The sequence below is a fragment of the Zymomonas mobilis subsp. mobilis ATCC 10988 genome (assembly GCF_000175255.2).
Taxonomy (GTDB): domain Bacteria; phylum Pseudomonadota; class Alphaproteobacteria; order Sphingomonadales; family Sphingomonadaceae; genus Zymomonas; species Zymomonas mobilis.
The window spans coordinates 1,500,001-1,524,407 of the sequence record NC_017262.1 but is presented as its reverse complement, the minus strand read 5'-3'; the positions used below and the strand labels follow the sequence as shown (position 1 = coordinate 1,524,407).

Annotated in this window: 24 protein-coding genes, 3 tRNA genes and 2 rRNA genes (1 of these 29 running past the window's edge); 8 read left to right on the top strand and 21 right to left on the bottom strand. The window is 45.4% G+C overall.

Going from position 1 to position 24,407, the window contains the following annotated elements:
• Positions 1–34 precede the first annotated feature (34 nt).
• The 6 genes from ZMOB_RS06870 (at position 35) to modD (ending at position 4,430) form a co-directional block, all read left to right on the top strand.
• On the top strand, positions 35–415 hold the full coding sequence (locus tag ZMOB_RS06870) for a HesB/IscA family protein (RefSeq protein ID WP_252507265.1): 381 nt from the start codon (positions 35–37) through the stop codon (positions 413–415).
• A gap of 57 nt (positions 416–472) precedes the next feature.
• Positions 473–715, top strand: a complete 243-nt coding sequence (locus ZMOB_RS06865; RefSeq protein ID WP_011241565.1) for a NifU family protein — start codon at positions 473–475, stop codon at positions 713–715.
• A gap of 22 nt (positions 716–737) precedes the next feature.
• Positions 738–1,895 (top strand): cysteine desulfurase NifS, encoded by a 1,158-nt coding sequence (nifS, locus tag ZMOB_RS06860; protein WP_014500995.1) that lies wholly within the window; start codon positions 738–740, stop codon positions 1,893–1,895.
• Between the two features lie 56 nt (positions 1,896–1,951).
• On the top strand, positions 1,952–3,160 hold the full coding sequence (gene nifV / locus ZMOB_RS06855; RefSeq protein ID WP_014500994.1) for a homocitrate synthase: 1,209 nt from the start codon (positions 1,952–1,954) through the stop codon (positions 3,158–3,160).
• 2 nt (positions 3,161–3,162) lie between these two features.
• Positions 3,163–3,489 carry a nitrogenase-stabilizing/protective protein NifW gene (gene nifW, locus ZMOB_RS06850; protein ID WP_014500993.1) on the top strand — a complete coding sequence of 109 codons (327 nt, stop codon included), beginning with the start codon at positions 3,163–3,165 and terminating at the stop codon, positions 3,487–3,489.
• Between the two features lie 71 nt (positions 3,490–3,560).
• Complete coding sequence (gene modD, locus ZMOB_RS06845) at positions 3,561–4,430, top strand: ModD protein (protein WP_014500992.1); 870 nt, start codon at positions 3,561–3,563, stop codon at positions 4,428–4,430.
• A gap of 123 nt (positions 4,431–4,553) precedes the next feature.
• Here the strand turns inward: modD and ZMOB_RS06840 are convergent, their stop codons facing one another.
• The 10 genes from ZMOB_RS06840 to ZMOB_RS06800 form a co-directional block, all read right to left on the bottom strand.
• Positions 4,554–4,766, bottom strand: a complete 213-nt coding sequence (locus tag ZMOB_RS06840) for a TOBE domain-containing protein (protein ID WP_011241570.1) — start codon at positions 4,764–4,766, stop codon at positions 4,554–4,556.
• A 242-nt stretch (positions 4,767–5,008) separates the two neighbouring features.
• Positions 5,009–5,131 carry a hypothetical protein gene (locus ZMOB_RS10495; protein WP_260432245.1) on the bottom strand — a complete coding sequence of 41 codons (123 nt, stop codon included), beginning with the start codon at positions 5,129–5,131 and terminating at the stop codon, positions 5,009–5,011.
• Between the two features lie 16 nt (positions 5,132–5,147).
• Positions 5,148–5,693, bottom strand: coding sequence for a cysteine hydrolase family protein (locus ZMOB_RS06835; protein ID WP_014500991.1), 546 nt, complete (start codon positions 5,691–5,693; stop codon positions 5,148–5,150).
• 112 nt (positions 5,694–5,805) lie between these two features.
• Positions 5,806–6,306, bottom strand: coding sequence for a SoxR reducing system RseC family protein (locus ZMOB_RS06830; protein WP_011241572.1), 501 nt, complete (start codon positions 6,304–6,306; stop codon positions 5,806–5,808).
• 4 nt (positions 6,307–6,310) lie between these two features.
• Positions 6,311–7,357, bottom strand: a complete 1,047-nt coding sequence (locus ZMOB_RS06825) for an FAD:protein FMN transferase (protein ID WP_011241573.1) — start codon at positions 7,355–7,357, stop codon at positions 6,311–6,313.
• A 335-nt stretch (positions 7,358–7,692) separates the two neighbouring features.
• The gene (locus tag ZMOB_RS06820; protein ID WP_011241574.1) at positions 7,693–8,769 is read right to left on the bottom strand and encodes an oxidoreductase; all 1,077 of its coding nucleotides are present in this window, start codon (positions 8,767–8,769) and stop codon (positions 7,693–7,695) included.
• 137 nt (positions 8,770–8,906) lie between these two features.
• Positions 8,907–9,200 (bottom strand): alkylphosphonate utilization protein, encoded by a 294-nt coding sequence (locus ZMOB_RS06815; RefSeq protein WP_014500990.1) that lies wholly within the window; start codon positions 9,198–9,200, stop codon positions 8,907–8,909.
• A gap of 132 nt (positions 9,201–9,332) precedes the next feature.
• A complete protein-coding gene (locus ZMOB_RS06810) occupies positions 9,333–10,085 on the bottom strand; it encodes an ABC transporter ATP-binding protein (protein WP_014500989.1) in 753 nt (250 codons plus the stop codon).
• Positions 10,082–11,095, bottom strand: coding sequence for a FecCD family ABC transporter permease (locus ZMOB_RS06805; RefSeq protein ID WP_014500988.1), 1,014 nt, complete (start codon positions 11,093–11,095; stop codon positions 10,082–10,084). The genes ZMOB_RS06810 and ZMOB_RS06805 overlap by 4 nt, the downstream gene beginning before the upstream one ends.
• 6 nt (positions 11,096–11,101) lie before the next feature.
• The gene (locus ZMOB_RS06800; RefSeq protein ID WP_252507264.1) at positions 11,102–12,163 is read right to left on the bottom strand and encodes an ABC transporter substrate-binding protein; all 1,062 of its coding nucleotides are present in this window, start codon (positions 12,161–12,163) and stop codon (positions 11,102–11,104) included.
• Between the two features lie 790 nt (positions 12,164–12,953).
• Between ZMOB_RS06800 and ZMOB_RS06795 the strand changes: the two genes are divergently transcribed.
• Positions 12,954–14,684 (top strand): alginate export family protein, encoded by a 1,731-nt coding sequence (locus tag ZMOB_RS06795; protein ID WP_252507263.1) that lies wholly within the window; start codon positions 12,954–12,956, stop codon positions 14,682–14,684.
• 108 nt (positions 14,685–14,792) lie between these two features.
• On the opposite strand, the gene ZMOB_RS06790 is transcribed toward ZMOB_RS06795, so the two are convergent.
• The 4 genes from ZMOB_RS06790 to pdxR all read right to left on the bottom strand — a co-directional run bounded on the left by ZMOB_RS06790 (position 14,793) and on the right by pdxR (position 18,385).
• Complete coding sequence (locus ZMOB_RS06790) at positions 14,793–15,155, bottom strand: DUF2023 family protein (RefSeq protein WP_014500985.1); 363 nt, start codon at positions 15,153–15,155, stop codon at positions 14,793–14,795.
• A complete protein-coding gene (gene fldA, locus ZMOB_RS06785) occupies positions 15,152–15,634 on the bottom strand; it encodes a flavodoxin FldA (protein WP_014500984.1) in 483 nt (160 codons plus the stop codon). The genes ZMOB_RS06790 and fldA overlap by 4 nt, the downstream gene beginning before the upstream one ends.
• A gap of 264 nt (positions 15,635–15,898) precedes the next feature.
• Positions 15,899–16,795, bottom strand: a complete 897-nt coding sequence (locus tag ZMOB_RS06780; protein WP_014500983.1) for a dihydrodipicolinate synthase family protein — start codon at positions 16,793–16,795, stop codon at positions 15,899–15,901.
• 144 nt (positions 16,796–16,939) lie between these two features.
• Positions 16,940–18,385, bottom strand: coding sequence for a MocR-like pyridoxine biosynthesis transcription factor PdxR (pdxR, locus tag ZMOB_RS06775; RefSeq protein ID WP_014500982.1), 1,446 nt, complete (start codon positions 18,383–18,385; stop codon positions 16,940–16,942).
• 131 nt (positions 18,386–18,516) lie between these two features.
• Between pdxR and ZMOB_RS06770 the strand changes: the two genes are divergently transcribed.
• Positions 18,517–19,272, top strand: coding sequence for a type 1 glutamine amidotransferase (locus ZMOB_RS06770; protein WP_014500981.1), 756 nt, complete (start codon positions 18,517–18,519; stop codon positions 19,270–19,272).
• Positions 19,273–19,634: 362 nt separating this feature from the next.
• Here the strand turns inward: ZMOB_RS06770 and ZMOB_RS06765 are convergent, their stop codons facing one another.
• From ZMOB_RS06765 to ZMOB_RS06735, 7 genes are all read right to left on the bottom strand, one after another.
• On the bottom strand, positions 19,635–19,871 hold the full coding sequence (locus ZMOB_RS06765) for a hypothetical protein (protein WP_041573392.1): 237 nt from the start codon (positions 19,869–19,871) through the stop codon (positions 19,635–19,637).
• A 122-nt stretch (positions 19,872–19,993) separates the two neighbouring features.
• Positions 19,994–20,245, bottom strand: a complete 252-nt coding sequence (locus ZMOB_RS06760) for a hypothetical protein (RefSeq protein WP_041573391.1) — start codon at positions 20,243–20,245, stop codon at positions 19,994–19,996.
• Positions 20,246–20,841: 596 nt separating this feature from the next.
• Positions 20,842–20,918 (bottom strand) — tRNA-Met (locus tag ZMOB_RS06755).
• 68 nt (positions 20,919–20,986) lie between these two features.
• Positions 20,987–21,102: ribosomal RNA gene (gene rrf / locus ZMOB_RS06750) — 5S ribosomal RNA — on the bottom strand.
• Positions 21,103–21,205: 103 nt separating this feature from the next.
• Positions 21,206–23,995 (bottom strand): 23S ribosomal RNA (locus tag ZMOB_RS06745).
• Positions 23,996–24,269: 274 nt separating this feature from the next.
• Positions 24,270–24,345: transfer RNA gene (locus ZMOB_RS06740), tRNA-Ala, on the bottom strand.
• 23 nt (positions 24,346–24,368) lie between these two features.
• Positions 24,369–24,407: transfer RNA gene (locus ZMOB_RS06735), tRNA-Ile, on the bottom strand; it runs 38 nt beyond the window's last position.

The following is a 24,407-nucleotide window of genomic DNA, read 5'->3' as shown; positions in this document are numbered from 1 at the left end:
TTCTAAAAAAGAGCCAAAGGATAGCGGCTCTTTTATGTGGCACAGGATTTGCTTCGATCTGTTGAGAGACTCCTCAATACAGGAAACGGCGATGCTTCATCTGACTGACAGTGCTTCTGATGCTATCCGCAAATCCATAACCGGAACAGAAGATGCCTCCGTGCACGCTATTCGTATCATGGTTGAAACAGGCGGTTGCGCCGGTTTGATATACCGGATGGCGTTGGCACGGAAAGCCGAAGTCGATGATATTATTGTCGAAGAAAAGGGCATTAAAATCTTTGTCGAAGCAGAATCCGCCCCTCTTTTAGAAGGGACAAAAATAGACTTCGTAACCGACCTCGAAGAATCTGGGTTTACTTTTGACAACCCGAATGCCGGTTCAAAATGCTCCTGCGGAAAATCATTTCACTAACAACCGTCCGAAAACGATTTTTTGCCGTCCCTCGATAGATAGGAAGGGGTTCTGAAAATGGATCTACAGCAGCATCAACAGGATATCGTTATCGCGATTGAAGAAATTCGCCCGACGCTGAAACGTGATGGCGGCGACTGCGAATTTATCTGTATCGAAGATAACAAAGTCATCGTCCGTATGACAGGCAGTTGTATCCAATGCCAATTATCGACATTGACGGTGCATGGCATCCAGAAAACTCTGATTGATCGCATTGGTGTCCCGTTGCGGGTCATTCCCATGCCGCCCGGCCATTAAAAGCAGAAAGGGCGCAACAGGAATGAGGCTTGTCTATCTTGATAACAATGCAACGACCCGCATTGATCCTGAAATCCTTTCAGCGATCATCCCCTATTTTAGCGAGCATTTCGGCAATCCGTCTTCTCTGCACAGATGGGGTCGCAAGGCTAAAACCGCGCTTAGAACCGCAAGACAGCAAGTCCAAAAGCTGCTGAATGCCAAGGAAGAACAGGAAATCATTTTTACCAGCGGCGGGACAGAGGCCAATAATACAGCCCTCTTATCCGCTCTGGCTTTCGATCCCGAGCGTAATGAAATCATCACGAGTAGAGTTGAGCATCCCGCCATTTTAAGCCTCTGCGCATGGCTCCAGAAATATCGCGATATCAAAATTCACTATATCGGTGTCGATGCCAAAGGATGTCTTGATATTGAAGCCTATCGACGCGCCTTGAATCCCAAAACTGCGCTAGTCTCTTTTATGTATGCCAATAACGAGACAGGCACCCTTTTCCCGATAGAAATTTTAAGTCGGATGGCACATGAAGCCGGTAGCCTTTTTCATAGCGATGCCGTCCAAGCTATCGGTAAATTACCCGTTTCCTTGCATAATTCTGATATCGATATGGTGTCACTGTCGGGACATAAATTACATGCACCGAAAGCTGTTGGCGTTCTTTATTTGCGTCAAGGATTAAAGCTACAGCCCCTGATCCGAGGCGGTCATCAAGAAAGAGGCAGACGCGGCGGCACAGAAAATATACCGGCGATTGTCGGATTGGGGCTGGCCGCCGAGAAGGCCTTCAATACAATTTCAAAAGACAATGCCGTAATAGCGGCTTTACGCGACAAATTGGAACAAGGCCTGTTAGCCTTGGATAGCAAAGCTTTGATTCTGGGCGACAGAGAACATCGCCTATCGAACACTCTCAATATTGCTTTTGAAAATAAAGACAGCGAAGCCCTTTTAACCTTTCTCGACCAATCCGGCATTGCGGCTTCTTCCGGTTCAGCCTGCGCCTCTGGCTCAATAGAGCCCTCCCATGTCTTGAGAGCCATGAGAGTGCCTTACCCATTTGCCCATGGCGCTCTTCGTTTTTCTTTCTCGCGAGAGAATAGCGAAGAAGATGTCAGCTATGTCCTAGAACAAATGAATAAAATTTTAAAAGACCCTCGATCAAATAGAGATATATTATAATAATATTTGATATTAAATTATATAAAAATAACTCATAGAAACAGAAGGTGGTTGTTATGCCTGCAAAAAGTGACAAACATCTCATCATTAACGACACGACATTGCGCGATGGAGAGCAGGCTCCGGGTGTCGCCTTTACGCTATCCGAAAAATTACATATTGCCAAAGCCTTGGATGAGGCGGGCGTTGATGAAATCGAAGCTGGTATTCCCGCCATGGGTGCCAGCGAAATAGAAGCCATCCGCCAAATTGTCCAACAGAGCCAAACAGCACGGGTCATTCCTTGGTGTCGGATGAAAATTTCCGATGTGGACAAAGCCTTGGAAACAGGTGCCAAGACCGTCCATCTTTCTATTTCTTCATCGCCTTTTCAAATGGCCGCCAAATTTCCCGATCTGTCGGCAACGGATATATTGGGGCTCTGCCAAAAGGTCATCAGCTATGCCAAAGATCGTGGATTAGAAGTCTCTGTTGGTGCAGAAGATGCCAGCCGAGCCGAAATATCTTTCTTGACCGATTTGCTGGGCGTGATTGAAGAAGCCGGAGCCTTCAAAATCCGTTTTGCCGATACCCTAGGGATTCTTGACCCCTTTGCGACCTATGAAATTATCAGCCAGCTTCATCAAATAAGCCCACTTGATATTGAGTTTCACGGCCATGATGATCTAGGACTAGCTACCGCCAACAGCCTCGCCGCGATCAAGGCCGGAGCCAAAGGCGCTAGTGTCACGGTTCTCGGTTTAGGAGAACGCGCAGGCAATGCCTCACTCGAACAGGTAGTGATCGCTGCCAGCCATATCGCAGGCAAAGAGACACGGATTCGCCCCGAAAAACTCTATAATCTAGCGCAATATGTGGCCCAAGCGGCAGGTCGAACCATTCCACCGGATAAAGCCATTGTCGGGGAAGCCGTTTTCCAACATGAATCCGGTATCCACGTGGCTGGTCTTTTACGCAATCCTGCAAGTTATGAAGCCTTGAACCCCGAAAAATTGGGAAGACAGCGTGAAATCGTTTTGGGAAAACATTCGGGACGGGCAGCAATCCGTCATGCGCTCTCTTTATTGGGCATCAAAGCGCAAGAAGACATGATCCAAAATCTGTTGGCGGCGGTCAAAATGCAGGCCAGCCATCAAAAACGCGCCATAGGATTATCAGAAATTGCCTTAATCCATCAAAATTTCACCCATACCCAGCCCAATGCGGGCTTGCGGCAAATCCTTTTTCAACAGGGATTTTGCCCCATCCATAATGCCGAGGAATGATCATGTCTTTTGCTGATACATTACGCCAATTATCTTCTGCCGAAGATTTCTTCTCGGCATTGCATGTCGATTATGACCCGCAAATATTGAACGTCGCCCGATTACATATTTTGCGAAAAATGCGTCTCTATCTTGAAGCGGATAAGGGCGATCTAGCGGATGAATCCTTACAAAAGCAGCAATATCAACATTATCTTGCCCAAGCCTATAATGATTTTGTCCATTCTTCACCGATCAAAGAACGGCTTTTTAAGGTGCATCAAGAGGCTGTCAAACCAGTCAAATTACCGATGGTTAAGCTAACTTCACTGACAATACCGCCAGAATAAGAACCCTCCCACGGTGCCTTCGCGATTGTCGAAAAGATTTATTCATTTCTCAAAAAACAGAAGAGAAAGTCATGTCGAGTCAGCCTTTTTCAGCCCTTCCTTTTTTACCGATCTCGACTGGTTTGATAGAAAATTTATGGATGGAAGATGCCGGTTATGGAGATTTAACAACCCGATCCTTGGGCATCCAAGATCACCCCGCTCATATCACCTTTACGGCGCGAGATGACCAGATCGCGAGCGGCGTCGAAGAAGCCGCTGCCCTTTTAAAACAACTGGGGGCATCGATAGACTATGCGATACCCTCTGGTAGTCGAGCCTTATCCGGCACGTTACTATTGGAGGCGAAAGCCTCGGCAGGTCAACTTCATTTAGGTTGGAAATCTGCCCAGAGCTTGATGGAATGGAGTGCAGGCATCGCCACCATGACCCATAAGATGGTGACTTTAGCCAAAAAGATATCGCCGATGGCGGTTGTCGGTTGCACCCGAAAAGCCCCTCCTTTAACCCGCCCTTTAGCGGTCAAAGCCGTATTGGCAGGCGGCGGCGTAATGCACCGGATCAATCTTTCAGAAACGCTGCTGGTTTTTGCCGAACATCTGACTTTTATGAATTTCGATATTGGTAAAGCCATCGGGCGACTGAAACAAACCGCGCCAGAAAGAAAAATCACGGTAGAGGTTGAAACCATAGAACAGGCTTTAACCGTCGCCCAATTTTCGCCCGATATCTTACAACTGGAAAAATTCACCCCCCAGCAGCTTCACCATTTACATGAGCGATTGAAATTTTTCGACCATATTCCCTCACTCGCCGCCGCCGGAGGCATCAATCCCGAAAATATAGCCGATTATATAGAGGCTGGGGCTGATATTATCGTTACCTCTGCGCCTTATTATGCCAAGCCCTGTGATGTACAGGTGAAATTGGAAGCCGCTTAAATCAGCCTATCTTAAAAAGATAATCAGACGCAAAATCTCTAGCTTTCTATAGAAAATCAGCTCTGCCGCCGCCGCTTTTTAGAAGAGATGCCAGCCCTCTCAAAAAGGGCTGGCACAGCTTTATTATGCTTCGATTCCGACCATAATATCGGAGGCTTTAATCACGGCGACAGCCAACTTGCCTTCTTCCAATTTCAGGTCTTCTACCGCCTCATTGGTAATAGAAGCCATAAGCGTGGTTCCGGCGGCATCCAAGGTAATATGGGAAGTGGTGGCTCCCTTGGCAATTTTGATTATTTTGCCTTTAATCTGGTTTCTGGCGCTTAATTTTAACATGGGATATCCTAAAAAATATATTGTTCTATATTCGTAAAAATATACAATAAATTTTAAATTATTCCATATTTTTTTTAATAAAATTCCAAAATATAAGATTTAAAAAGAATTTTAAAATAAATGATTCGCCATCGGATGAGGCCGTTTTTCTAAAAAATAGAACAGAATCCCTTTCCCCTGTCATAAAAGAAAATGGCATCATCTTTTATGAAAAAGATCGCTCATTTTAGAAAAATCAACAGTCAGGACAGAAATAACTCTGTCTTTTTATCCCATAAGACAAAGCCCAATTTCAGACGAACAAAATAGAGGATAATACCCCTATCGCCATGCGCATAGACAGCGACCAAGCCAGCGCTTGGCATCTTCAAATCGTCGGCATCAAATATAACTTGTAAGAGCGCTTTTTGTATCAACAACAGTAGCAAAAGCAGCGGCCAGAATCGCTGTAGTCATATCCAATATTTGTTGAGCCGACAGATTATAAGTAGGAAGATCGAAACTTAACAGCGCATCTTTGACCACAACAATCTCAAAGCCGAGATCCTTTCCGGCACGGACGGTTGAATTTACACAAAAAGCCGCGACGGCTCCGACAATAACCAGATGCGAGATGCCTGCCTTGCGAAGGCGATCTGTCAAATCAGTCGAAGCAAAAGCCGAAGAAGTTGTTTTATATAAAACCGTTTCCCCTTCGATCGCTTCAGCGCAAGGCATTGCTTGATAGCTTTCTTTCTGGGGATAAATCTCTGACATTTTTTCGTCTTGCTGATGCCGTATATGAAAAACAGGCTTACCCGCAGCCCGAAAGGCCGATAACAATGCCGGAATATGGGTTTTTATTTTGTCACTTGTATAGTCACGCCCTTTATCAATATTTTCCTGCATCAACATTTGCATATCAACGACGAGAAGAGCGGTTTTCATAACCGGATATCCTTATTTAAAGCAGCGCTTTAGAAGGTATCTGCGGTTTTTCAGTAATGACAATATAAAATTGAATTATTTTAAAACAAATAGCCGCTTCTAAATAGAGAAGCTAGCCCGCCACTCGACGGACAAATTGAAGGCTGTTTCCGCTTCTTTTGGTGAAATAGCGGTTACCCAGCCAAACACAAGCAAAGCCAACCGCCAAGCCCAATAAACTGGCCAGTGCCGCCAAGCCATCCCCAAAACCCAAGCTATATTTGGCAAAAATGGCAAAAACCAGCAATGTCAGCAAAGGCATACCATAAGAAAACAAAGCCGTTTTAACCAATAAATGAGCAGAGGTCGCAACGATCACCTGTTCACCCAAAATAAAATCATGGTCATTTGGAAGCGAGAAGCGACGGCTTTCAGCCGGTGTTTTTTTCGTCAAAGCAGAAAGGCATCCGGCTGAATGGCTACAGCCCGCGCAACCGCTGGCAATATCCGGTTCCAGCCAGACAATATCCTTGTCAACGGCGACGACTTTTGCACAACTTTCAAGATTATTGGCCGTATTTCCGGTAAAATCATCCGATAAAACGGGAGAAAGTTTTGAAAAACCGTCGCTCATCTTTTTACGCCTCAATAATCTGACTGACGCCATTCGGCGTGACAAAGATGGCTTTGTCGCCACCACCAGCCACCAATAAAGGCCGCCGTTGTTCGGCTGGCACTAACAACATCGCGGTGGACAAGCTGTCACCAATCGTGGCGTTTGGCGCAATGACAGAAACCCCCATCAAAGCGGGTGCCGTCAAACCGGTTTTTGGGTTGATGATATGGGTGAATTTACCATTATCATCGAATAAGGTGCCATATCCACCAGAAGTCGCCACGCATTTGTCACGGACATTGACTTCGGTAATCGCTTGTGACGGATCGGCCGGATTGGCAATACCGATATGCCACGGCTTGCCATCGGGGCGGGATTTCAAAGCGCGCGGCTCGCCCATATCGACCAACATAGAATCAAAACCATGTTGCCGCAGAACATCGGATACCCGATCAGTAATATAACCCTGCCCGATACTATTCAGGGTCAGCGCCATATCAGGACGGGCAAAGGCCACGTTTCTATTAGCCGTATCAATATTGATCTGTTGCCAACCGATTTTGGTCATGGCCTGTTGAATAGCCGATTTGGCAGGCCCAGCAGGATCAGGCTTTTCCTGCATAAAATGATTAAAATATAAAGACCATAAAGGCTGGATCGTCGGATCGAAAATACCATCCGTCAATTTGGCAATATTCAAAGCCGTACCCAGCAAATCCATAAATTCAACAGGTGCCTTATCAATGCGCCCCGTGGTATTTAATCGGCTAAGAACAGAATCCGCGCGATAAATACTGAAAATAGCTTCCAGCCGATCCAGTTCCTCACGCGCGGCATCAATCGCCTTTTGGGCAACCGCTTCATCTTTGTGATAGAGTTTGATAGTCGAAGGCGCGCCTAAAGTCGTTCCATGCCAGACAATTTCGCGGAGATCGCCCCCCATCCCAAGCTTGAACAGAAAAGGTGCGGCTGCAACGCCAGCCGCTACAGCTGATAAAGCAATCGCACGGCGGCGGGTCACTTGCCGAAAGAGTGGTGCCGAAACAGTTAAATTATCAGCTGCATTCATAATCCAATATCCATATTTACTATTGGGGAAATTATAGCCTGAATGGCGTACTGCAACAAGCGCCAAGCATTATTTCGGCTATCCATTAAGACAACGATTGAGAAAAATTGCAAGATTTTTCAAGTTAAAAATGAAATTTAATAATTAAAAATGCTAAAAAATTTGTTTTTTATTATAAAAAACAAGGGTTTATTTTTTATTCAATTTTACATTGAGGCTCTCTTTTTATTACCGAAAAAAGAAAAAACAGAATAGTAAAATTATAAAATCATCCCCAATTTTATGATCGAGGAGAGGCCGGATGATTCTCCCTTTCCTCTCCCCAAGAATAAAATCTATTTTTTCTCAAAAGCCTGTTTTTCAGCATTGGTCAAATCAGGGGCAATTCTTTCACCCGACTGGTTCGACAAAATGGCAGCTTCAATCACAGCCATAACGGCAATAGCCTGTATCGGCGTTACCGGATTAGAGGCTGAACCCGTCAGGGCTTCGTAAATTTCACGGTAATATTGCGTTTGGTCACCTGAAGGCGTTGGATAAGAAGAAGATTTTCCGTCAGCATCCCAGAACAAAATCGGGTCAGCATCCTTGCCCCAATCTTTATCCAATGGCTTCATTCCTGAACGAAGCTGCGCTTCCTGCGGATCAGGATAGCGCTTTATCAAGCTGCCTTTTTCGCCATGCAGGGTAAAACGAGCGGTTCCACCAGCCACCAACATGCTTCCCTGTAAAATGACCCGTTTTTCACCATAAGACAGAATGACATGCACCCAATCTGTCGTTTTTGCACCAGAACGCTGGGCAGCAAAGCTGGCCTGAACATTATCCGGCAATCCGAAAATATCCAAAGCCTGATCGACCATATGCGGTGCCAAATCATACCAAAGGCCGCCGCCTGCTACGGCTTCTTCTCGCCATCTTTGGCGAACAACGGGGCGGAATCTGTCTAGATGGGATTCAAATTGGGCAATATCACCCAGCAAGTCTTTTTCAATCGCCTGTTTAACACCCAAGAAATCGCTGTCCCAACGGCGATTTTGGAAAACCGATAATAATTTCTTTTCTTTTTCAGCCAAGGCCGCCAGATAACGGGCATCTTCTGTTGTCAGGGTAAAAGGTTTATCCACCACCACATGTCGGCCAGCTAACAAAGCCCGTTCAGCCAAGGGCTTATGGGTATCATTCGGCGTCGCAATAACAACCAGATCAACGTTACTATTGCTCAACATAATATCAATATCGGGATAAACCGCCATATCCGGCCAGTCTTCTCTGACCGTTTCAGGATGGCTGGAAACAATCGCAGAAAGTTCTAACCCCTCGACGGCATCAATAAAGGGCGCATGAAAGGTTTTCCCAACATAACCATAGCCAATCAGACCGACCTTGATGATTTCTTTTTTCTCGACCATTGAGACATCCTCTTTATCGTTTCCGGTCACATTTCAAAGGAAGATAACCGCCAAATTATTTTCAAAAATACTTCCGAAAACAATTCGCGGCTATTCTTCATCATCTTACGAGAGCAGGCCTAGCCTGACTGGAAAGATTAACGCTTGCGAACAAATTCGGTTCTAAGCACTAACCCCTTAATATCCGATGTGCGGCAATCGATTTCTTCAGGATCAGAGGTCAGACGGATATTTTTGATAACCGTTCCGCGTTTCAGCGTTTGCCCTGCCCCTTTGACTTTCAAATCTTTAATCAACAGAACACTGTCGCCATTCGCAAGCGGGGTGCCATTGCTGTCTTTAACGGCCGGCTGATCGCTATCTTCTTCGGAAGTAACCGTGTCGTTATCTTCTTCCCAATCCCATTTCTGCTTTTTCGGCTTCTTCGCCATAATAAAATCTCCTCATTTGTGGGTTTTCGTCATCCGTTTATAGCGGGCATCGGCTATTGGACAGCAAGATTTTTAGATTGAACGCTATTCCCGATCGCCAAGAAAAATAAAAAAGCCCTGATAAGACATCCTTTACTCAACCGATTCCCATGACAAAGCGATATTTTCATCAATATTATAGAGGGCTTCTATCGCTGATCGGGTTAAAACCGATTTTGGCGCACCATCTGCAATAATCCGTCCCTGTTGTAACAAGATAGCCCGCGAAAATATCTGGCGCGCTCGCAAAGGGTCATGTGTCGTTGCCACTATACAATAGCCTTCGTCCGCAAGTCTTTGGAGCAAAACGGCCAAGCGAAGCTGTTGCCCGAAATCAAGACCGGTTTCCGGTTCATCCAAAACCAGAATAGACGCGCCTTGCGCCAAAGCCCGTGCTAAAAGGACACTTTGCCTTTCACCCCCAGAAAGCTCGGTATAAGGGCGCGCGGATAAAGACGCGATATTGAGATAATCCAAAGCCTGCTTCACCGCCTGTTTATCGGAGAGAGACAGATTTTGCCCAAAAGCAATATAAGGCAGCCTGCCAAGCGAGACGACCTCTTCTACTGTATAGGGGAAAATAGCCTTATGTTCTTGCGGAACATAGGCAATATGGCGCGCGATCGTTTTCCGGCTGATCGCTTTCAACGGTTTATTTTGAAGGAAAATGTTACCTTCATCCGGCGGCATCAACCCTAATAACAGGCGCAATAAAGTCGATTTTCCGGCACCATTGATGCCGAGTAAAGCTGTCAATTCGCCTTGGTGAAAAGAAAGGCTAATATCATCTAAAATAACAGTTTTTTGCCGCCGATAGCGAAGATTTCTAGCCTGTAGCAGGGTCATAGGGATATTTCCCGCGAAGAAGCCAGAACCCATAAAAATAACAGACACCCTACCAGATCAGTAATAATGCCGACCGGTATTTCTTCAGGGGAAAGGCAACGCGCCAGATCATCCGATAGCAGCAAGAAAATCGCCCCGATAATCGCGCTCAGATTGATAACTCTTTGATTGCTTGTGCCGCCCATCACGCGGGCAATATGCGGAACAACCAAACCAACCCAACCAATCATACCGGCCATCGACACGGTTAACGCCGCTAACATTGTCGCCACCGCAATGACAGAATAGCGGATATAATGCACAGACACCCCAAGGGTGCAGGCCTCATCATCCCCCATAGACAGCGCATCCAGTAGCCTTCCGGCAAAGGATAACCCTAGAATACCGCCTGCCACTGGAAGAAAAACCATCGCAAGCTGGGTTGAACTGATTTGTGTCAGGCTACCCAATAACCAAAAAACAATATCGGGTAATTGGCTTTCGGGATCGGCAATATATTTCAGGATAGATAAGAGTGCCGTAAAAAAAGCCGCACTAATCAGGCCGCCGAAAATAAGAATTAAAACCGAATTTTGTCCTAATATTCTTTGGACTAAAATCGAAATTAAGACCGCAGAGATACCACCTAAGAAAGCACAAATCTGGGTCAACACCGGATTAAAACCGACGATAATCGATAAAGCTGCCCCAAAACCAGAACCTGCCAAAACACCCAATAATCCGGGAGAAACCAGCGGATTTCTGAAAATAGCCTGATAGGCAGCCCCCGAGGTTGAAAGGGCGGCACCGACGCAAAGGGCTGCTAAAATACGCGGTAATCGGGATTGCCAGAGAATAGAATGGATTGTTTCCATTCGGCTGGATGACGCTGTTTGCCCAAGATAGGAAAAGCTTTGCCATAATTCGGTAGGAGAAAAGGAAAACCGACCGATAAAAAGAGAAAATACCGCCAAAGCAAAACATAGCCCAAGACAGGAAAGGCTTAGAAAAGGGCTATGGCGAAACCGCATGTCTTTCTAGGCATCCTTCGGCGGTAAAGCCGCCAGAATAGCCTCCACCTCTTCATGGCTAGGCGTATAATGGAGATAGCGCTTATAAAAATTTGTTGTTTCTTGGCGAATATCCAAAGATGGGAAAAGCGCAGGATGGAATAGCTGGGCAGCCCATTGCAGTTGCAGCGGATATTCCAAACCGTAACGATCCCATGCAAAGGCACCCGCCGGATTACGATAAACCCTTCCTTCTTTCACTGCTCGTAAATCATACCAAACTGAAGAAAGCGGTGAGCCATCCTTCTTCGGACGGTCACGACATGACCGTCCCAAAATAATGATATCAGGATTCCACTGGGCTAATTGCTCGGATGAAATGATCTTTTTATTGCCCGTAATCGCCTCGGCGGCGTTGCGGCCACCTGCAACCGTAATCCATTCATTGATAATGCTTTTGTCACCATCCACCTGTAACGGTGATAAAGACTGGATATGCAACACGCGGGGACGATCGGTTACCGCTAAAGAATTGGTTTTTGAACTGACAGAGGCAACAACCTGTTGCAACTGGTTCGTATAATCTTGGGCAGCTTTTCGGGCATCGTCGGTATTCACCATTTCTGCCAATAAAGAAATCGACTTTTGAAGAGAGGCTGTATCCGTAAAACCGGCCTCGATGACGGGAATACCGGATCTTTCAACAATCGGGGTCGCGGGTGAGTTACTTGATGTAATCGCAATATCTATATGGGCAGCTTTCAAGGTTTCGACATTCGGGACAAGGCCTTTAATCGCGATGGCTTTTTTAAGATCGGGAGCCATATGGAATAGCCAAGGTAAAAGCGGCTTATTCCCAACAGTCACGGTGATTTTATCGCTGGCACCCAACATCACCATTACTTCGTCTATTGGATACCACAAATCGGCAAAATGCTGGGGGTGATCTGGAATAACGACCTGATGGCCGCGACTATCCGTCACCTTTCGTCCCGAAACAGTCGGTGTTGAAGCATGGTAACCACTCCAAAAAAGGAGAGCCACAACGATAACAATGATGGCTGTCACGCCAAACATTTTACGCTTCAATGTTATTCCCCGATAGCTCGATTTTTGGGCATCAAATAACTATTTTTCTATTCGAAACAGAATATAATATTAACAATACCACCAAAATAGGAAACAACAATATATTTTAAACATAAATTTATTTTAAAAATTACCTAAGCAGGATTTGCAGGATTTGCAGGATTTTATATTGAAATGATATTCGATCAATCCGGCGGCCAAATCTAAATCAGAAAAGGCGCCTAAGATATTTTAGGGTGATTATCTCTTTTTAAGGATAGGCAAGGATAGCCTAATCTGAGAGACCTCGATAAAAGGACTATTCTCTTTATTCAGAAGATTTTAGAGCAATGGCAAAGCTAAATTGGATATTGGATAAATTTTTAATCCTGAAAAAACAGCTTAAAACCGATAAATGAAAACAAGCCGCCGCCCGACAGAAAATATTTTATTTTTTTGGCGGATTTCCTTTTTATACGGCTTCTTTAAGGTCTTTTAATCTCGGCTAGAGTAAAAGAATAATGCCTTAATTTTTATTACCCCATAGCAGACTCATCCCTGCAAAAAAGACCAGATTTTATGAATAATAATATTTCTTCAATAAAGAATAAAAATATCATTCCTACCAACAAACAGTCTAAATGATAGCTCTATTACCAATCATAGCTATCATACTTTATCTTTATCTAAGCTAATAATTACTTTGTATAACGGCTTACAGAAATTTTATAATTTACTCTCTGAATTACCCTCAAAAGCGGGATGTTTTCGGTAATCAGAGGAATGGTTTTTGTCTAAAATTCAACCGGATATGACTAGGAATGATAAGGGATTTTACCCACATTATCGTATTCTTCTTCCGCTGTTGATTTTACCTGTCTTATCTCTTTTCATGAACCAAGCGGCACAGGCCGATACCGCCGCCGTTAAGGGAGAAAAACAGGATATAGATAAATCATTGGCAAGCACCATGCCGATTGCAGATAAAAAAACGGATATGTCGGCACCCCTTCCTAGCCTCCCGCCGATTGAGAATTTTCCTCATGCGAACCCCGTCGGACAGCCTTATTACGTTCCCCAAGCTGTCAACCGCCATATTGGCCATCAATATAATTGGGGTGTTTTCAATCGGGGAAATGGTGAAGCCGCCGGATTTGGCCCCGTTGGGCGTTATGGTGTGGCCGCATGGGCAGAAGATTGGAGCGACCTTCGAGATCCCAAGAACAGAAAAGATCCGTTTGATTTTCTAAAATATGTGCCTTTAAACAAAAGCGGCTCTTTATGGATCAGCTTTTCAGGCGAAACCCGTTTCAGAAACTGGTTTGAAACAAAGCCTCAATTAGGCACTCAAAAAATCAACAATTCCGGTCGTTTTGGTATCCGTAATCTTTACGGAGCCGATTTACATGTCGGCTCACATCTAAGATTTTTTGCCCAGATCGTGAATGCAGATGCCTCTGGATGGAATGTCTATGGCTATAACGCAACCTACAAAAAAACGCTCGACTTACAGCAAGCCTTTGTAGAAGTGAAAGGCACTGTCCTTGGTGCCAAAAGCGGTATCATTATCGGACGGCAACAGTTCCTCGATGCGCCTTCCTATATGCTTTACAATCGGGAAACGCCCAATGTGCCTTTGTCGTGGAACGGTTTCCGCAGCTATGCCCTATGGTCACGATTCAGGGTGGATGGTTGGTATTTTGTTGGCACCAATACCGATAAACAGGCGATTTTTCACGATAACCAAGATTATGACACTCGCCTTTACGGTTTCAACAGCACATGGGCGCCGCCGGATTTTTCCTTTTTAGGGCAAAAAGGCTATTCTTTTCTGGATGCTTTTTACATCGGCTATCGGCTGACAGGTAAATTAGGGGCCATTTCTGCCCCGAATAACAAAAGCAGCCAAGGCACCGATATACGCAACAATTTTGGTATTCGATGGCACGGGGCGGCTGGGCCTATCGAATTTTCATTAGGCGCTATCTGGCAAGGTGGTTCTTTCCGCTATGCCGGAACTGATCGCAGCCGGAACGTCAACGCCTATGCCATCAACTCGATTGTCGGCTACCGCTTTCCCAAAAATCCGCTACGGCTTTTTGCCGGCATCCAAAGCGATGTCTATTCTGGCGGGAACGCCTCAAAAACATCAGGGAGCATCGGGGGCTATATCTCGCCCTTTAATCCCCAAACCAATTATCTCGACACAACAACCTATATTGCGCCGTCCAACCTTATCAGCGTGGCACCGCTTGTCCGACTAACACCCCAGAAATCCGTCAGTCTCCAGCTCAAACTGCCTCTTTTCTGGCGAGAAAATACCAATGACCCGATTTATAAATCATCCGGTCTATACAGCTTTGCCCGCGACTTTGACGGAAAATTCATCGGCACTGCACCGCAAGCGGCTTTGACATGGCAGATCAACACACATTTCTCATGGACGCAATATGTATCCCGATTTGTAACCTCCCATGCCCTTCATGAGGCGGGTGCCAAAAGTGGCACCTATTACCAATCGAATTTCGTTTTCCGCTTTTAAGCCAAGCGAAATTTTACCTCATCGGAAGCTATCGCAGATAGGCCTATCCTAACGGCCATAATGATATTCATCATCACCAATTTGGCGAAGACCACTTAAAAACAGCCTTTAATGGACAGATTCCAACCTATTGGAGACCTGCTTTACTTGTTTTAGATAGCGCTCACATTGCTGGATACGATCATACCCGAGCAAACTGCCAAGGATAAAATCCTGCTCTGGCGTTAAATCAACCAGTGGACGGGTGACAATATGGCGGATTGTCTCAATACAGGCCGACCGCCCAAAAAAAACATTAACTTTGGTTAGGCTGACTTTCTGAATAAAATAGTCAACAGACTCTTTTTCCAGCCTTTTTTGAACCGCCATCGCTTCATGAGGCGTCATGGTCAACAGAAAAAGTAACCTTACACCTTTATGATATTCATAAAGATATTGGCTGAAATAGGATATAACAGGCGGCCTTGTCATAAGATTTGTTTCAACCAGCTGGCAATACGATCATCTGTTTCAAAAGGCTGATTATCCTCGTCCAGAGCCAAGCCAACAAAATGGTCATCACGCACAGCCAGCGATCTTGTAAACTGATATCCAGCGGTATCGGTAAAGCCGATAACCTTCGCCCCTCGCTCGATGACGATATCATACAGAATGCCAATCGCATCGACGAAAGAATCTGGATAGATATCCTGATCGCCAGTGCCAAATATAGCGACCGTTTTATTGTCAAGATTGGCTTCTTGCAAAAGGGCTAGATTATCCTCCCAGTCAATTTGTAATTCGCCATCCCCATAAGTCGGACAAGCCAATATCAAAAGGGAACAATCAGTAAAATCAGACGGCTCGGCTTTCAGAATATTGACAGCTCGGCCATCTATTCTTTTCGCCATATCCAAAGCTATTTTCTTCGTGCATCCGCTGTCAGAACCAAAAATGATATTGATGCTCATAGTAAATAGTATCCCATAACGATCGAAATTTACGCAAAGAAGCAAAAGTCTATCTTTAAAAGAATAATTTAAATGATTATCAATATCAATAAAAATATGGAGCATCAGAAAACAGTTTCGATTATCCTATCCATCAATCTAATTCAGAATAAAAATACATTACAGGAGAATAATTTTAAAATTTACAAATGTATAAATTTATCTCGTTATAAATATTAGGTAGATTACATTACCTATAAGGTAAAATAATCCACCTAATAAAAATCAATTCATATTATTTTCAACAATCGCGCGTTTTAATTTATCTTGATCCTTCATAGAAATCGGCATCAAAGGCAGCGGTAAATTATTTTTATCTGTCAGTCTCAAGATAGAGGCCGCCGCTGCAATAGGACGGATACTACCGCCATAGTGACGTGACATTTCCCAAAAAGGTTCAAATTGAAGAGATAGATGAAAAATCTTTTCTTCATCTCTGGCAAAGGCCGCTTCAAGCAATTCTTTTGCTTTCTGAGGGAAAATTCCGCCCCATTCTGAATACCAAATTTTGGCACCCCGTTTGAGGGCATTCGCCGCCGTTGGATCACCACTAACCCCAATTTGAATAGAGGATGGCAAGCTTTTCATCAGGCGTTGCAAACGCAAGTAAGCCTCTGGCTCGTTTGGCCACGCACTCGGTACTTTTATGGATTGGATATGAGGCAGTTGGCATATCCGCTGATATAAATCATCGGAAAAAGCAAATCGGCTAATAAGTGGGGAATCATAGACAATAACAGGGACAGAAACATGCTTGCTGACCGTCTCATAAAGAGAGAAAACCTCATCTTCATTCAGGGCATGATAAGAGACTAGTGGCAAAAGCAAAGCGCTAACCCCCGATTTCTGAAGCTGTTCGGATAACAACAAGATATCTCTTGTCCGAAAAGCCCCGATGCTGGCGATAACTGGAATCTGACGGGAAGCCTTAACCGCAAGCGCCGCATATTGAATCCGCTCTTTCTCGGTCAGATAGGGATAATTACCCGTAGAGCCTTCAACACCAATAGAATTGACACCGGCATCGACTAATCTCTGTAAAATCTTTTCAAAAGTGGCCTGATCGACACCCTCTTCATTCATAGGGGTAATTGGAAATGCACTTAATCCTGAAAAATCCATGATGATTACCTTCCAAAATACATGATGATGAAAGGCAGGATAAGGAACAATGTGACACCCTAAAAGTGCCGGTTTTTATAAAAAACCATAGGCCAGATTACTATAAACCCACAAAGGAACAGAGGGTTTTCCTGACAAGCATAGTCAGTCTATCGCGTCTGGGCGTGATTGCAGGAGTAAAGAGACCGCATGACGAATTTCATCCTCATTCAAATGGGCATAACCAAAGCGGAAATAATTTAAAGGATAGGAATCATCGAGAGAAAATCTTTGTCCGTCTTTTATACGGAGACCTCTTTCAGCAGCGCCTTCCGCCCATATTTGAGCATTTAACCTGTCCGTTAACCGCAACCAGATAGCCAATCCTCCAGCCGGTATAGTAAAAGTAAAAGCATCCCCCAAATGCGTCTTTAATTCTTCGGCCAAGACATCCCGTCTAGCCGCATAAACGCGCCGCGCTTTACGGGAATGGCGCCCTAAATCACCGTTTTCTATCATGCTAGCCAAAGCCAATTCCAGCGGGATATCCCCTTGGCGATCAATAGATTCCCGATAGGCCATCATCCGAGCCATAATATCAGGCGGCGCAATGACATAACCAAGCCGGATAGTCGGCGCTAATAATTTGGAAAAAGAACCCAAATGAATAAAAGGCTGTTGATGATAGGCACGTGCCACAAGGGGCAAAATAGGCTTACTGTCAAAACGATATTCGTGATCGTAATCATCTTCAATAAGGGTCAAATTATGCTGCCGTGCGATTTCCAATAACCGAAGTCGTCGCCCCATCCCTAATGTTACAGTTGTAGGATATTGATGATGAGGCGTAACATAGACGGCCTGTAAGGCAGGTGTTTCTTCTGCGATTGTAGCCAGCTTTTCGACATCAATCCCATCTTCATCCACTGGTATCCCGATAATTTTTGCGCCCGTCGCCCGAAAAGCCGCCCATGCATAAGGATAGCCTGGATTTTCGACTGCAATCACATCACTCGGCTTTAAAAGAGCCGAAGCCGCCAGAAATAACCCCATCTGACTGCCATGTGTTATCATAATTTCATCGGGGGATATGCTGACCCCTCGCGCATCAAAAAAAGTCTCAGCAAGAGCCATCCGCAATTCTGTTGTTCCACGCGGGTCAACATAACTTGCCCCAGAAAGAAAGGCTGGCGTGCCAAGGGCATGTCGAAAGGCTCTAATCAACTCGCTCCGTGGGACAAGGCGCGGATCAGGCGTGCCATCCGATATATTGAGCATTCGGGTAGCGATAATTTCTCTTTTTGACGGCCTAGAGGATGGAGGATTGATAGGCGCGATTGGTGCAAAATCGGGCAAATCATCAGCAACAAAAGTCCCGCGAGAAGATTGCGCCACTAGCCAGCCTTGCATGGTTAGTTCATGATAAGCGGCATCAACTGTATTCCGATGCAAGCCCAGATTTTTCGCTAAAATTCGGGTGCCGGGTAAACGCTCACCGGATTTCAGACGTCCCTGCTCTATCTCGCGGATAATGGAAGCGGCTAAACACAGATAGATGGGCTTGTTACTATCTCTTGCTAATTCAAGAGAAAATTCATTGCGGAATAACAACTGGCCTACTCGATTTTATAAAACTGGCACTCTTATTAGAGCCGGTTACAAGATATATCCTTTTGACCGATAAAATCTAGTTCACAGTCAAAGACATTGCTTCACGCTTCTTTTTTGAAACAGGATTACCGATGAAAATTCATTTTATCATTCACGAGGCCTTTGAAGCGCCAGGTGCTTTTGAAATATGGGCTCATAAAAATAACTATCAGACCAGCTACTCACGTCTTTATCAGGGAGAGTCCCTCCCACAACCCGATAAACTTGATCTTTTGATCATACTCGGAGGGCCTCAATCGCCAGCGACAACAATAGAGGAATGTCCTCACTTTAATGCCAAGGCAGAGTCGAGACTGATTGCTGACTGTATTGCAGCCGGTAAAGCCGTGATAGGTGTCTGTTTGGGATCCCAGTTGATTGGAGGAGCCTTAGACGCGCCTTACACCCATAGCCCAGCAACAGAAATTGGGAAATTCCCGATCACAATCACGCCAGAAGGCAAAAAAAATCTAAAATTCACAGCTTTTGGCGATGGTCTGGAGGTCGGTCATTGGCATAATGACATGCCAGGCTTAACAGCAGAGGCAACGATTATAGCCTATAGCGAAGGCTGTCCCCGTCAAATCATAGAATATACGCCGCTCGTCTATGGTTTTCAGTGCCATATGGAGTTCACAGCAGAGGTTATTGAGCTGTTAATTGCAGCCTCGGAATCAGAGCTCAAGGCGATGTCCGACCGTCCCTTTGTGCAGTCACCCGATAGCCTACGCCAGAATAATTATGACGATATGAACCGCAAACTTTTTAGCTTTCTGGATAAATTAACAGAAGCCTATCAGGAACAAGTTGATTTCAATCATTCCAGCAAGATGAAACAGAGCAAATAAAAAGGTAAAGTAAAAATCTGAAACAGCCTGTTATATCTATTCAGGCTGTTTTTATCGATTATTGTGAGATTTATTCAATGTTATCTTGGTAAAAACCGAGAATAACCAGATAAGGTTTTCTTTTTTTCTCAACTATAGCAAGCTAGGCTTTGCAATTATTTTCCTAAATATGTCCTGCTTGCCAAAAATAATGCAATAAGTAGTAGCCATCGCCTTCTTTTCCATTCTCCAAAGGTTGAATTCTTACGAATTTCACACCCTGGGAAAGATAGGTATGGCTTTTTCTAGAAAAATTTAAGAAACGTTACACAGGATAAGCTTAATATTCTAAAATATATAGACCCACAAATTATACATAATACTTAAATTTTACCGTTAACACGAATAATTTCAACATTTTTGCCATCTATTGCAACGCGAAAAATCGAACCATCAGCTTCTATTTCAAATAAATGAACAACGCGAGACAAGAAAATCATTGGACTATTATCGGCAATAGCTTTATCCAATTTTATTTCAGCAAGGTTATTCTTATGATATCCCCAAGCATCTTCTTTAGAATATCGTAAAAGTTCTATTGTTTTAGGAAGTTCACCCAACTCATCAAAAATGGCTTGGACAGCAAGAACGGCAGCTCCATTTCGTGCAAACAGAACAGGCCTAGAAAAAAAACACCGCAGACGGGAATATATTTTACCCCACGCATCAAGGTTGTTTTTTATTAAAGCTCCAGAAAAAAAAGCCCGAGGATAACCTTAACCGACGTGGGTACGTTATTAAGAGCTGTAACAAATGCAGGAAGATCGGCTCCTGGTCCAATATTAGCGGTTCGGAAATCAGACTGGAACTCTTGATCTAAGGCCCGTCGATATTTTTCACTTGCTTGTGGATAAGAATGATCATCTGAATATCGATATGCTTCATCGATAATAACAACAAATATCTGATTAGCATTTTCAATAGGCTGTAACATTATATAGTCACTTAAATTTATTTATAAAATAATTTTCAGCTAAAAAACTTAGCGTATATTTACTAGTGGTCAAGTAATTTTTGGGCATCTTTTATGATGTGGCTCCATCCCCATTTCCCCGCCCCAATCTCTTTTACTTGCTTATCGAGGGATCCATGTCCTTTTGGTGGTCACCTCATCAACAGGTTAATAGGAATGCAGCAGGAATCTTCAAATAAAAGATGGCATGATAGGCAAAGAGCTAGATTATCTTGATACACAGTAGGAATTATCTGGGATCATTGGTGCGCTTATGGAGAAGATTACCGTCCGTCCCAGCATGCTTGCAGCCGGTTTCCAACCAGCCTGAGCCAACTATCGCGCGCCTCCGTTACTCTTTAAGCCGAAGATACATAGCAAAACTGCATGATGCGCCGTTTTGCTATGTGGGGTTTCTCGCAATCAAGAGAGTAGAGCGTTGAAGGGGGGGTATCTAACTGGAGAAGGATAGTTTTAGCTAGAGATAGGGAGACAGATACGGAGTATCTGGGGAGAGTATTCGGAAAAGGTGCCGTCAATTAGGCAAAAAAAAGCCGTTAGCTGGATACTAACGGTGTTGGTTGCGGGGGCAGGATTTGAACCTGCGACCTTCAGGTTATGAGCCTGACGAGCTACCGGGCTGCTCCACCCCGCGACACTGGGCAAGAAAACGAGCAAGTAGCTAATTAAAATTGGAATGGAAATTCAAGCACAAGTGACAAAGCCTGGCGACGACCTACTCTTCCGTTACTTAAGCAACAGTACCATCGGCGCAGGACAGGTTTCACGTCCGAGTTCGAAATGGGATCGGGTGGGTCACTGACGCTATAGCCACCAAGCTATGACACCTGTGCGTGAAGAAATTGAAAATCGAAGATATTCAAAAGAGCTGAGAGAAAACATTATCAGGTCAGCAATGCTGACATTGACAGTGGAGTTCTCAAAAGCGTGAATAGAGCAATTAGGACCAGTTAGCTACATGTGTTACCACACTTCCACATCTGGCCTATCAACGTCGTAGTCTTCGACGGCTCTGAGATATCTTATCTTGAGGGAGGCTTCCCGCTTAGATGCTTTCAGCGGTTATCCCGTCCATGCATAGCTACCCTGCTGCGCGGCTGGCGCCACGACAGGTCCACCAGAGGCATGTTCACCCCGGTCCTTTCGTACTAAGGGCAACTCCTCTCAAATATCGACGCCCACGGCAGATAGGGACCAAACTGTCTCGCGACGTTCTGAACCCAGCTCACGTACCACTTTAATTGGCGAACAGCCAAACCCTTGGGACCTGCTCCAGCCCCAGGATGTGATGAGCCGACATCGAGGTGCCAAACAACCCCGTCGATATGAGCTCTTGGGGGTTATCAGCCTGTTATCCCCGGCGTACCTTTTATCCGTTGAGCGATGGCCCTTCCACGAGGGACCACCGGATCACTATGACCGACTTTCGTCTCTGTTCGACTTGTCAGTCTCACAGTCAGGCTGGCTTATGCCATTGCACTCTTGCAGCCGGTTTCCAACCGGCCTGAGCCAACCATCGCGCGCCTCCGTTACTCTTTAGGAGGCGACCGCCCCAGTCAAACTACCCGCCACAGAGGGTCCCTGAACCAGTTTCATGGTTCTAGGTTAGACATCAGAAAACAACAGGGTGGTATTTCACCTATGGCTCCACTCAAGCTGGCGCTCAAGTTTCAAAGCCTCCCACCTATGCTACACAGTTCTTTCCTAATGCCACTCTGAAGCTGCAGTAAAGGTGCACGGGGTCTTTCCGTCTAACCGCGGGTACTCCGCATCTTCACGGAGAATTCAATTTCGCTGAGCAGGTGTTGGAGACAGTGGGGAAGTCGTTACGCCATTCGTGCAGGTCGGAACTTACCCGACAAGGAATTTCGCTACCTTAGGACCGTTATAGTTACGGCCGCCGTTTACTGGGGCTTCATTTCAGAGCTTGCACTCCTCCACTTAACCTTCCAGCACCGGGCAGGCGTCAGGCCCTATACGTCGTCTTGAAGCCGACTTTGCAGAGCCCTGTGTTTTTGCTAAACAGTCGCTACCCCCTGGCCTGTGCCCCCTTAGAATAGTTGCCTATAATAAGGGCCTCCTTCTTCCGAAGGTACGGAGGCAATTTGCCGAGTTCCTTCAACACCCTTCTCTCAAGCGCCTTGGTATACTCTACCTGTCCACCTGTGTCGGTTTAGGGTACGGTCTATATGGAGAGGCTATTTCCTGGAACCGCTTATGAGCATGTCCAATCCGATAAGGACATACAATTTACACGATCCGTCACATCTCTCCAGGTACAGGAATATTAACCTGTTTCCCATCGACTACCCCCTTCGGGCTCGTCTTAGGGGCCGACTCACCCTGCGCGGATTAGCCTTGCGCAGGAACCCTTGGACTTTCGGCGATAGGGCATCTCACCCTATTTATCGCTACTCATGTCTGCATTCGCACTTCCGATACCTCCACAGTCCATTACCAGACTGCTTCACAGGCTTACGGAACGCTCCGCTACCACTGTTACTAATGTAACAATCCTAAGCTTCGGTGCATGTCTTGAGCCCCGTTACATCTTCGCCGCAAAGACCCTTATTTAGACCAGTGAGCTGTTACGCTTTCTTTAAAGGATGGCTGCTTCTAAGCCAACCTCCTGGTTGTTTTGGGGTCTTCACAAGCTTTCCCACTTAGACATGACTTGGGGACCTTAGCTGTAGGTCAGGGCTGTTTCCCTCTCGACGACGGACCTTAGCACCCGCCGTCTGTCTCCCATGTTAAACTCGTTGGTATTCGGAGTTTGGTTAGATTTGGTAGGTCGCGAAACCCCCGCATCCATCCAGTGCTCTACCCCCAACGGTCATCACATGAGGCACTACCTCAATAGTTTTCGCGGAGAACCAGCTATTTCCCGGCTTGATTGGCCTTTCACCCCTAAACACAGTTCATCCGATAACTTTTCAACGTTAATCGGTTCGGACCTCCAGTAAGTGTTACCTTACCTTCATCCTGACCATGCCTAGATCGCCGGGTTTCGGGTCTAATGCATCAAACTAAATCGCCCTATTCAGACTCGCTTTCGCTGCGCCTACACCTATCGGCTTAAGCTTGCTTGATACATTAAGTCACAGACCCATTATGCAAGAGGTACGCAGTCAGGCCTTAAAGACCCTCCTACTGCTTGTAAGCATTCGGTTTCAGGAACTGTTTCACTCCCCTAATCGGGGTTCTTTTCACCTTTCCCTCACGGTACTTGTTCACTATCGGTCATACACGAGTATTTAGGCTTGGAGGGTGGTCCCCCCATGTTCAGACAAGGTTTCACGTGCCCCGCCCTACTCAAGACCTTCAATATTGTTTTAACATACGGGACTGTCACCCACTATGGTGTCTCTTTCCAAAGACTTCTGCTAACGCAATCAAAGGTACTGGCCTACTCCGCGTTCGCTCGCCACTACTAACGGAATCTCGGTTGATGTCTTTTCCTCCGGGTACTTAGATGTTTCAGTTCGCCGGGTTCGCTTCACCAAAGCTATGTATTCACTTTGGTAATATCCTTCCCACCTAACTCCGATACTGCAGAACAATATCGAAATTAAATGGTGAGGATGGGTTTCCCCATTCGGAAATCTACGGGTCAAAGATTGCTCACATCTCGCCGTAGCTTATCGCAGCGTGCCACGTCCTTCATCGCCTGTGTATGCCTAGGCATCCACCAAATGCTCTTACCTCACGCTTGAGAACTTCCACCATCAATGTCAGAATTGCTTCTTCCACCGATGATGCTTTTTGTTAAATCTCAGCATCAATTGAATATCTTTACTTTTGCAACTTTCGCTTTCTAAACAACCACCGAAGCAGTCATTCAAAAATCGAAGTCGCGGCATCGATTTTCAATATTTCCATTCACAATTTCAAATAACATTCAGGGATAAATCCCCTACCCTCCTGATATCATCAGAAGGATCTCTTTTCCTCTTCATCTTTCTTTGGAAAACAACCAGATAATTTCTGGTGGAGCCTATCGGGATCGAACCGATGACCTCAAGCTTGCAAAGCTAGCGCTCTCCCAACTGAGCTAAGGCCCCTTTGAAATTCCCTACCTGAACCATGGTGGGCCGGGGAGGAGTTGAACCTCCGACCTCACGCT

Excerpts from the sequence above, each read along its gene's own strand:
- ZMOB_RS06870 (WP_252507265.1), top strand. The coding sequence starts at position 35 with ATGTGGCACAGGATTTGCTTCGATCTGTTGAGAGACTCCTCAATACAG.
- ZMOB_RS06865 (WP_011241565.1), top strand. The coding sequence starts at position 473 with ATGGATCTACAGCAGCATCAACAGGATATCGTTATCGCGATTGAAGAA.
- nifS (WP_014500995.1), top strand. The coding sequence starts at position 738 with ATGAGGCTTGTCTATCTTGATAACAATGCAACGACCCGCATTGATCCT.
- nifV (WP_014500994.1), top strand. The coding sequence starts at position 1,952 with ATGCCTGCAAAAAGTGACAAACATCTCATCATTAACGACACGACATTG.
- nifW (WP_014500993.1), top strand. The coding sequence starts at position 3,163 with ATGTCTTTTGCTGATACATTACGCCAATTATCTTCTGCCGAAGATTTC.
- modD (WP_014500992.1), top strand. The coding sequence starts at position 3,561 with ATGTCGAGTCAGCCTTTTTCAGCCCTTCCTTTTTTACCGATCTCGACT.
- ZMOB_RS06840 (WP_011241570.1), bottom strand. The coding sequence starts at position 4,766 with ATGTTAAAATTAAGCGCCAGAAACCAGATTAAAGGCAAAATAATCAAA.
- ZMOB_RS10495 (WP_260432245.1), bottom strand. The coding sequence starts at position 5,131 with ATGCCAAGCGCTGGCTTGGTCGCTGTCTATGCGCATGGCGATAGGGGT.
- ZMOB_RS06835 (WP_014500991.1), bottom strand. The coding sequence starts at position 5,693 with ATGAAAACCGCTCTTCTCGTCGTTGATATGCAAATGTTGATGCAGGAA.
- ZMOB_RS06830 (WP_011241572.1), bottom strand. The coding sequence starts at position 6,306 with ATGAGCGACGGTTTTTCAAAACTTTCTCCCGTTTTATCGGATGATTTT.
- ZMOB_RS06825 (WP_011241573.1), bottom strand. The coding sequence starts at position 7,357 with ATGAATGCAGCTGATAATTTAACTGTTTCGGCACCACTCTTTCGGCAA.
- ZMOB_RS06820 (WP_011241574.1), bottom strand. The coding sequence starts at position 8,769 with ATGGTCGAGAAAAAAGAAATCATCAAGGTCGGTCTGATTGGCTATGGT.
- ZMOB_RS06815 (WP_014500990.1), bottom strand. The coding sequence starts at position 9,200 with ATGGCGAAGAAGCCGAAAAAGCAGAAATGGGATTGGGAAGAAGATAAC.
- ZMOB_RS06810 (WP_014500989.1), bottom strand. The coding sequence starts at position 10,085 with ATGACCCTGCTACAGGCTAGAAATCTTCGCTATCGGCGGCAAAAAACT.
- ZMOB_RS06805 (WP_014500988.1), bottom strand. The coding sequence starts at position 11,095 with ATGCGGTTTCGCCATAGCCCTTTTCTAAGCCTTTCCTGTCTTGGGCTA.
- ZMOB_RS06795 (WP_252507263.1), top strand. The coding sequence starts at position 12,954 with ATGACTAGGAATGATAAGGGATTTTACCCACATTATCGTATTCTTCTT.
- ZMOB_RS06790 (WP_014500985.1), bottom strand. The coding sequence starts at position 15,155 with ATGACAAGGCCGCCTGTTATATCCTATTTCAGCCAATATCTTTATGAA.
- fldA (WP_014500984.1), bottom strand. The coding sequence starts at position 15,634 with ATGAGCATCAATATCATTTTTGGTTCTGACAGCGGATGCACGAAGAAA.
- ZMOB_RS06780 (WP_014500983.1), bottom strand. The coding sequence starts at position 16,795 with ATGGATTTTTCAGGATTAAGTGCATTTCCAATTACCCCTATGAATGAA.
- ZMOB_RS06770 (WP_014500981.1), top strand. The coding sequence starts at position 18,517 with ATGAAAATTCATTTTATCATTCACGAGGCCTTTGAAGCGCCAGGTGCT.
- ZMOB_RS06760 (WP_041573391.1), bottom strand. The coding sequence starts at position 20,245 with ATGTTACAGCCTATTGAAAATGCTAATCAGATATTTGTTGTTATTATC.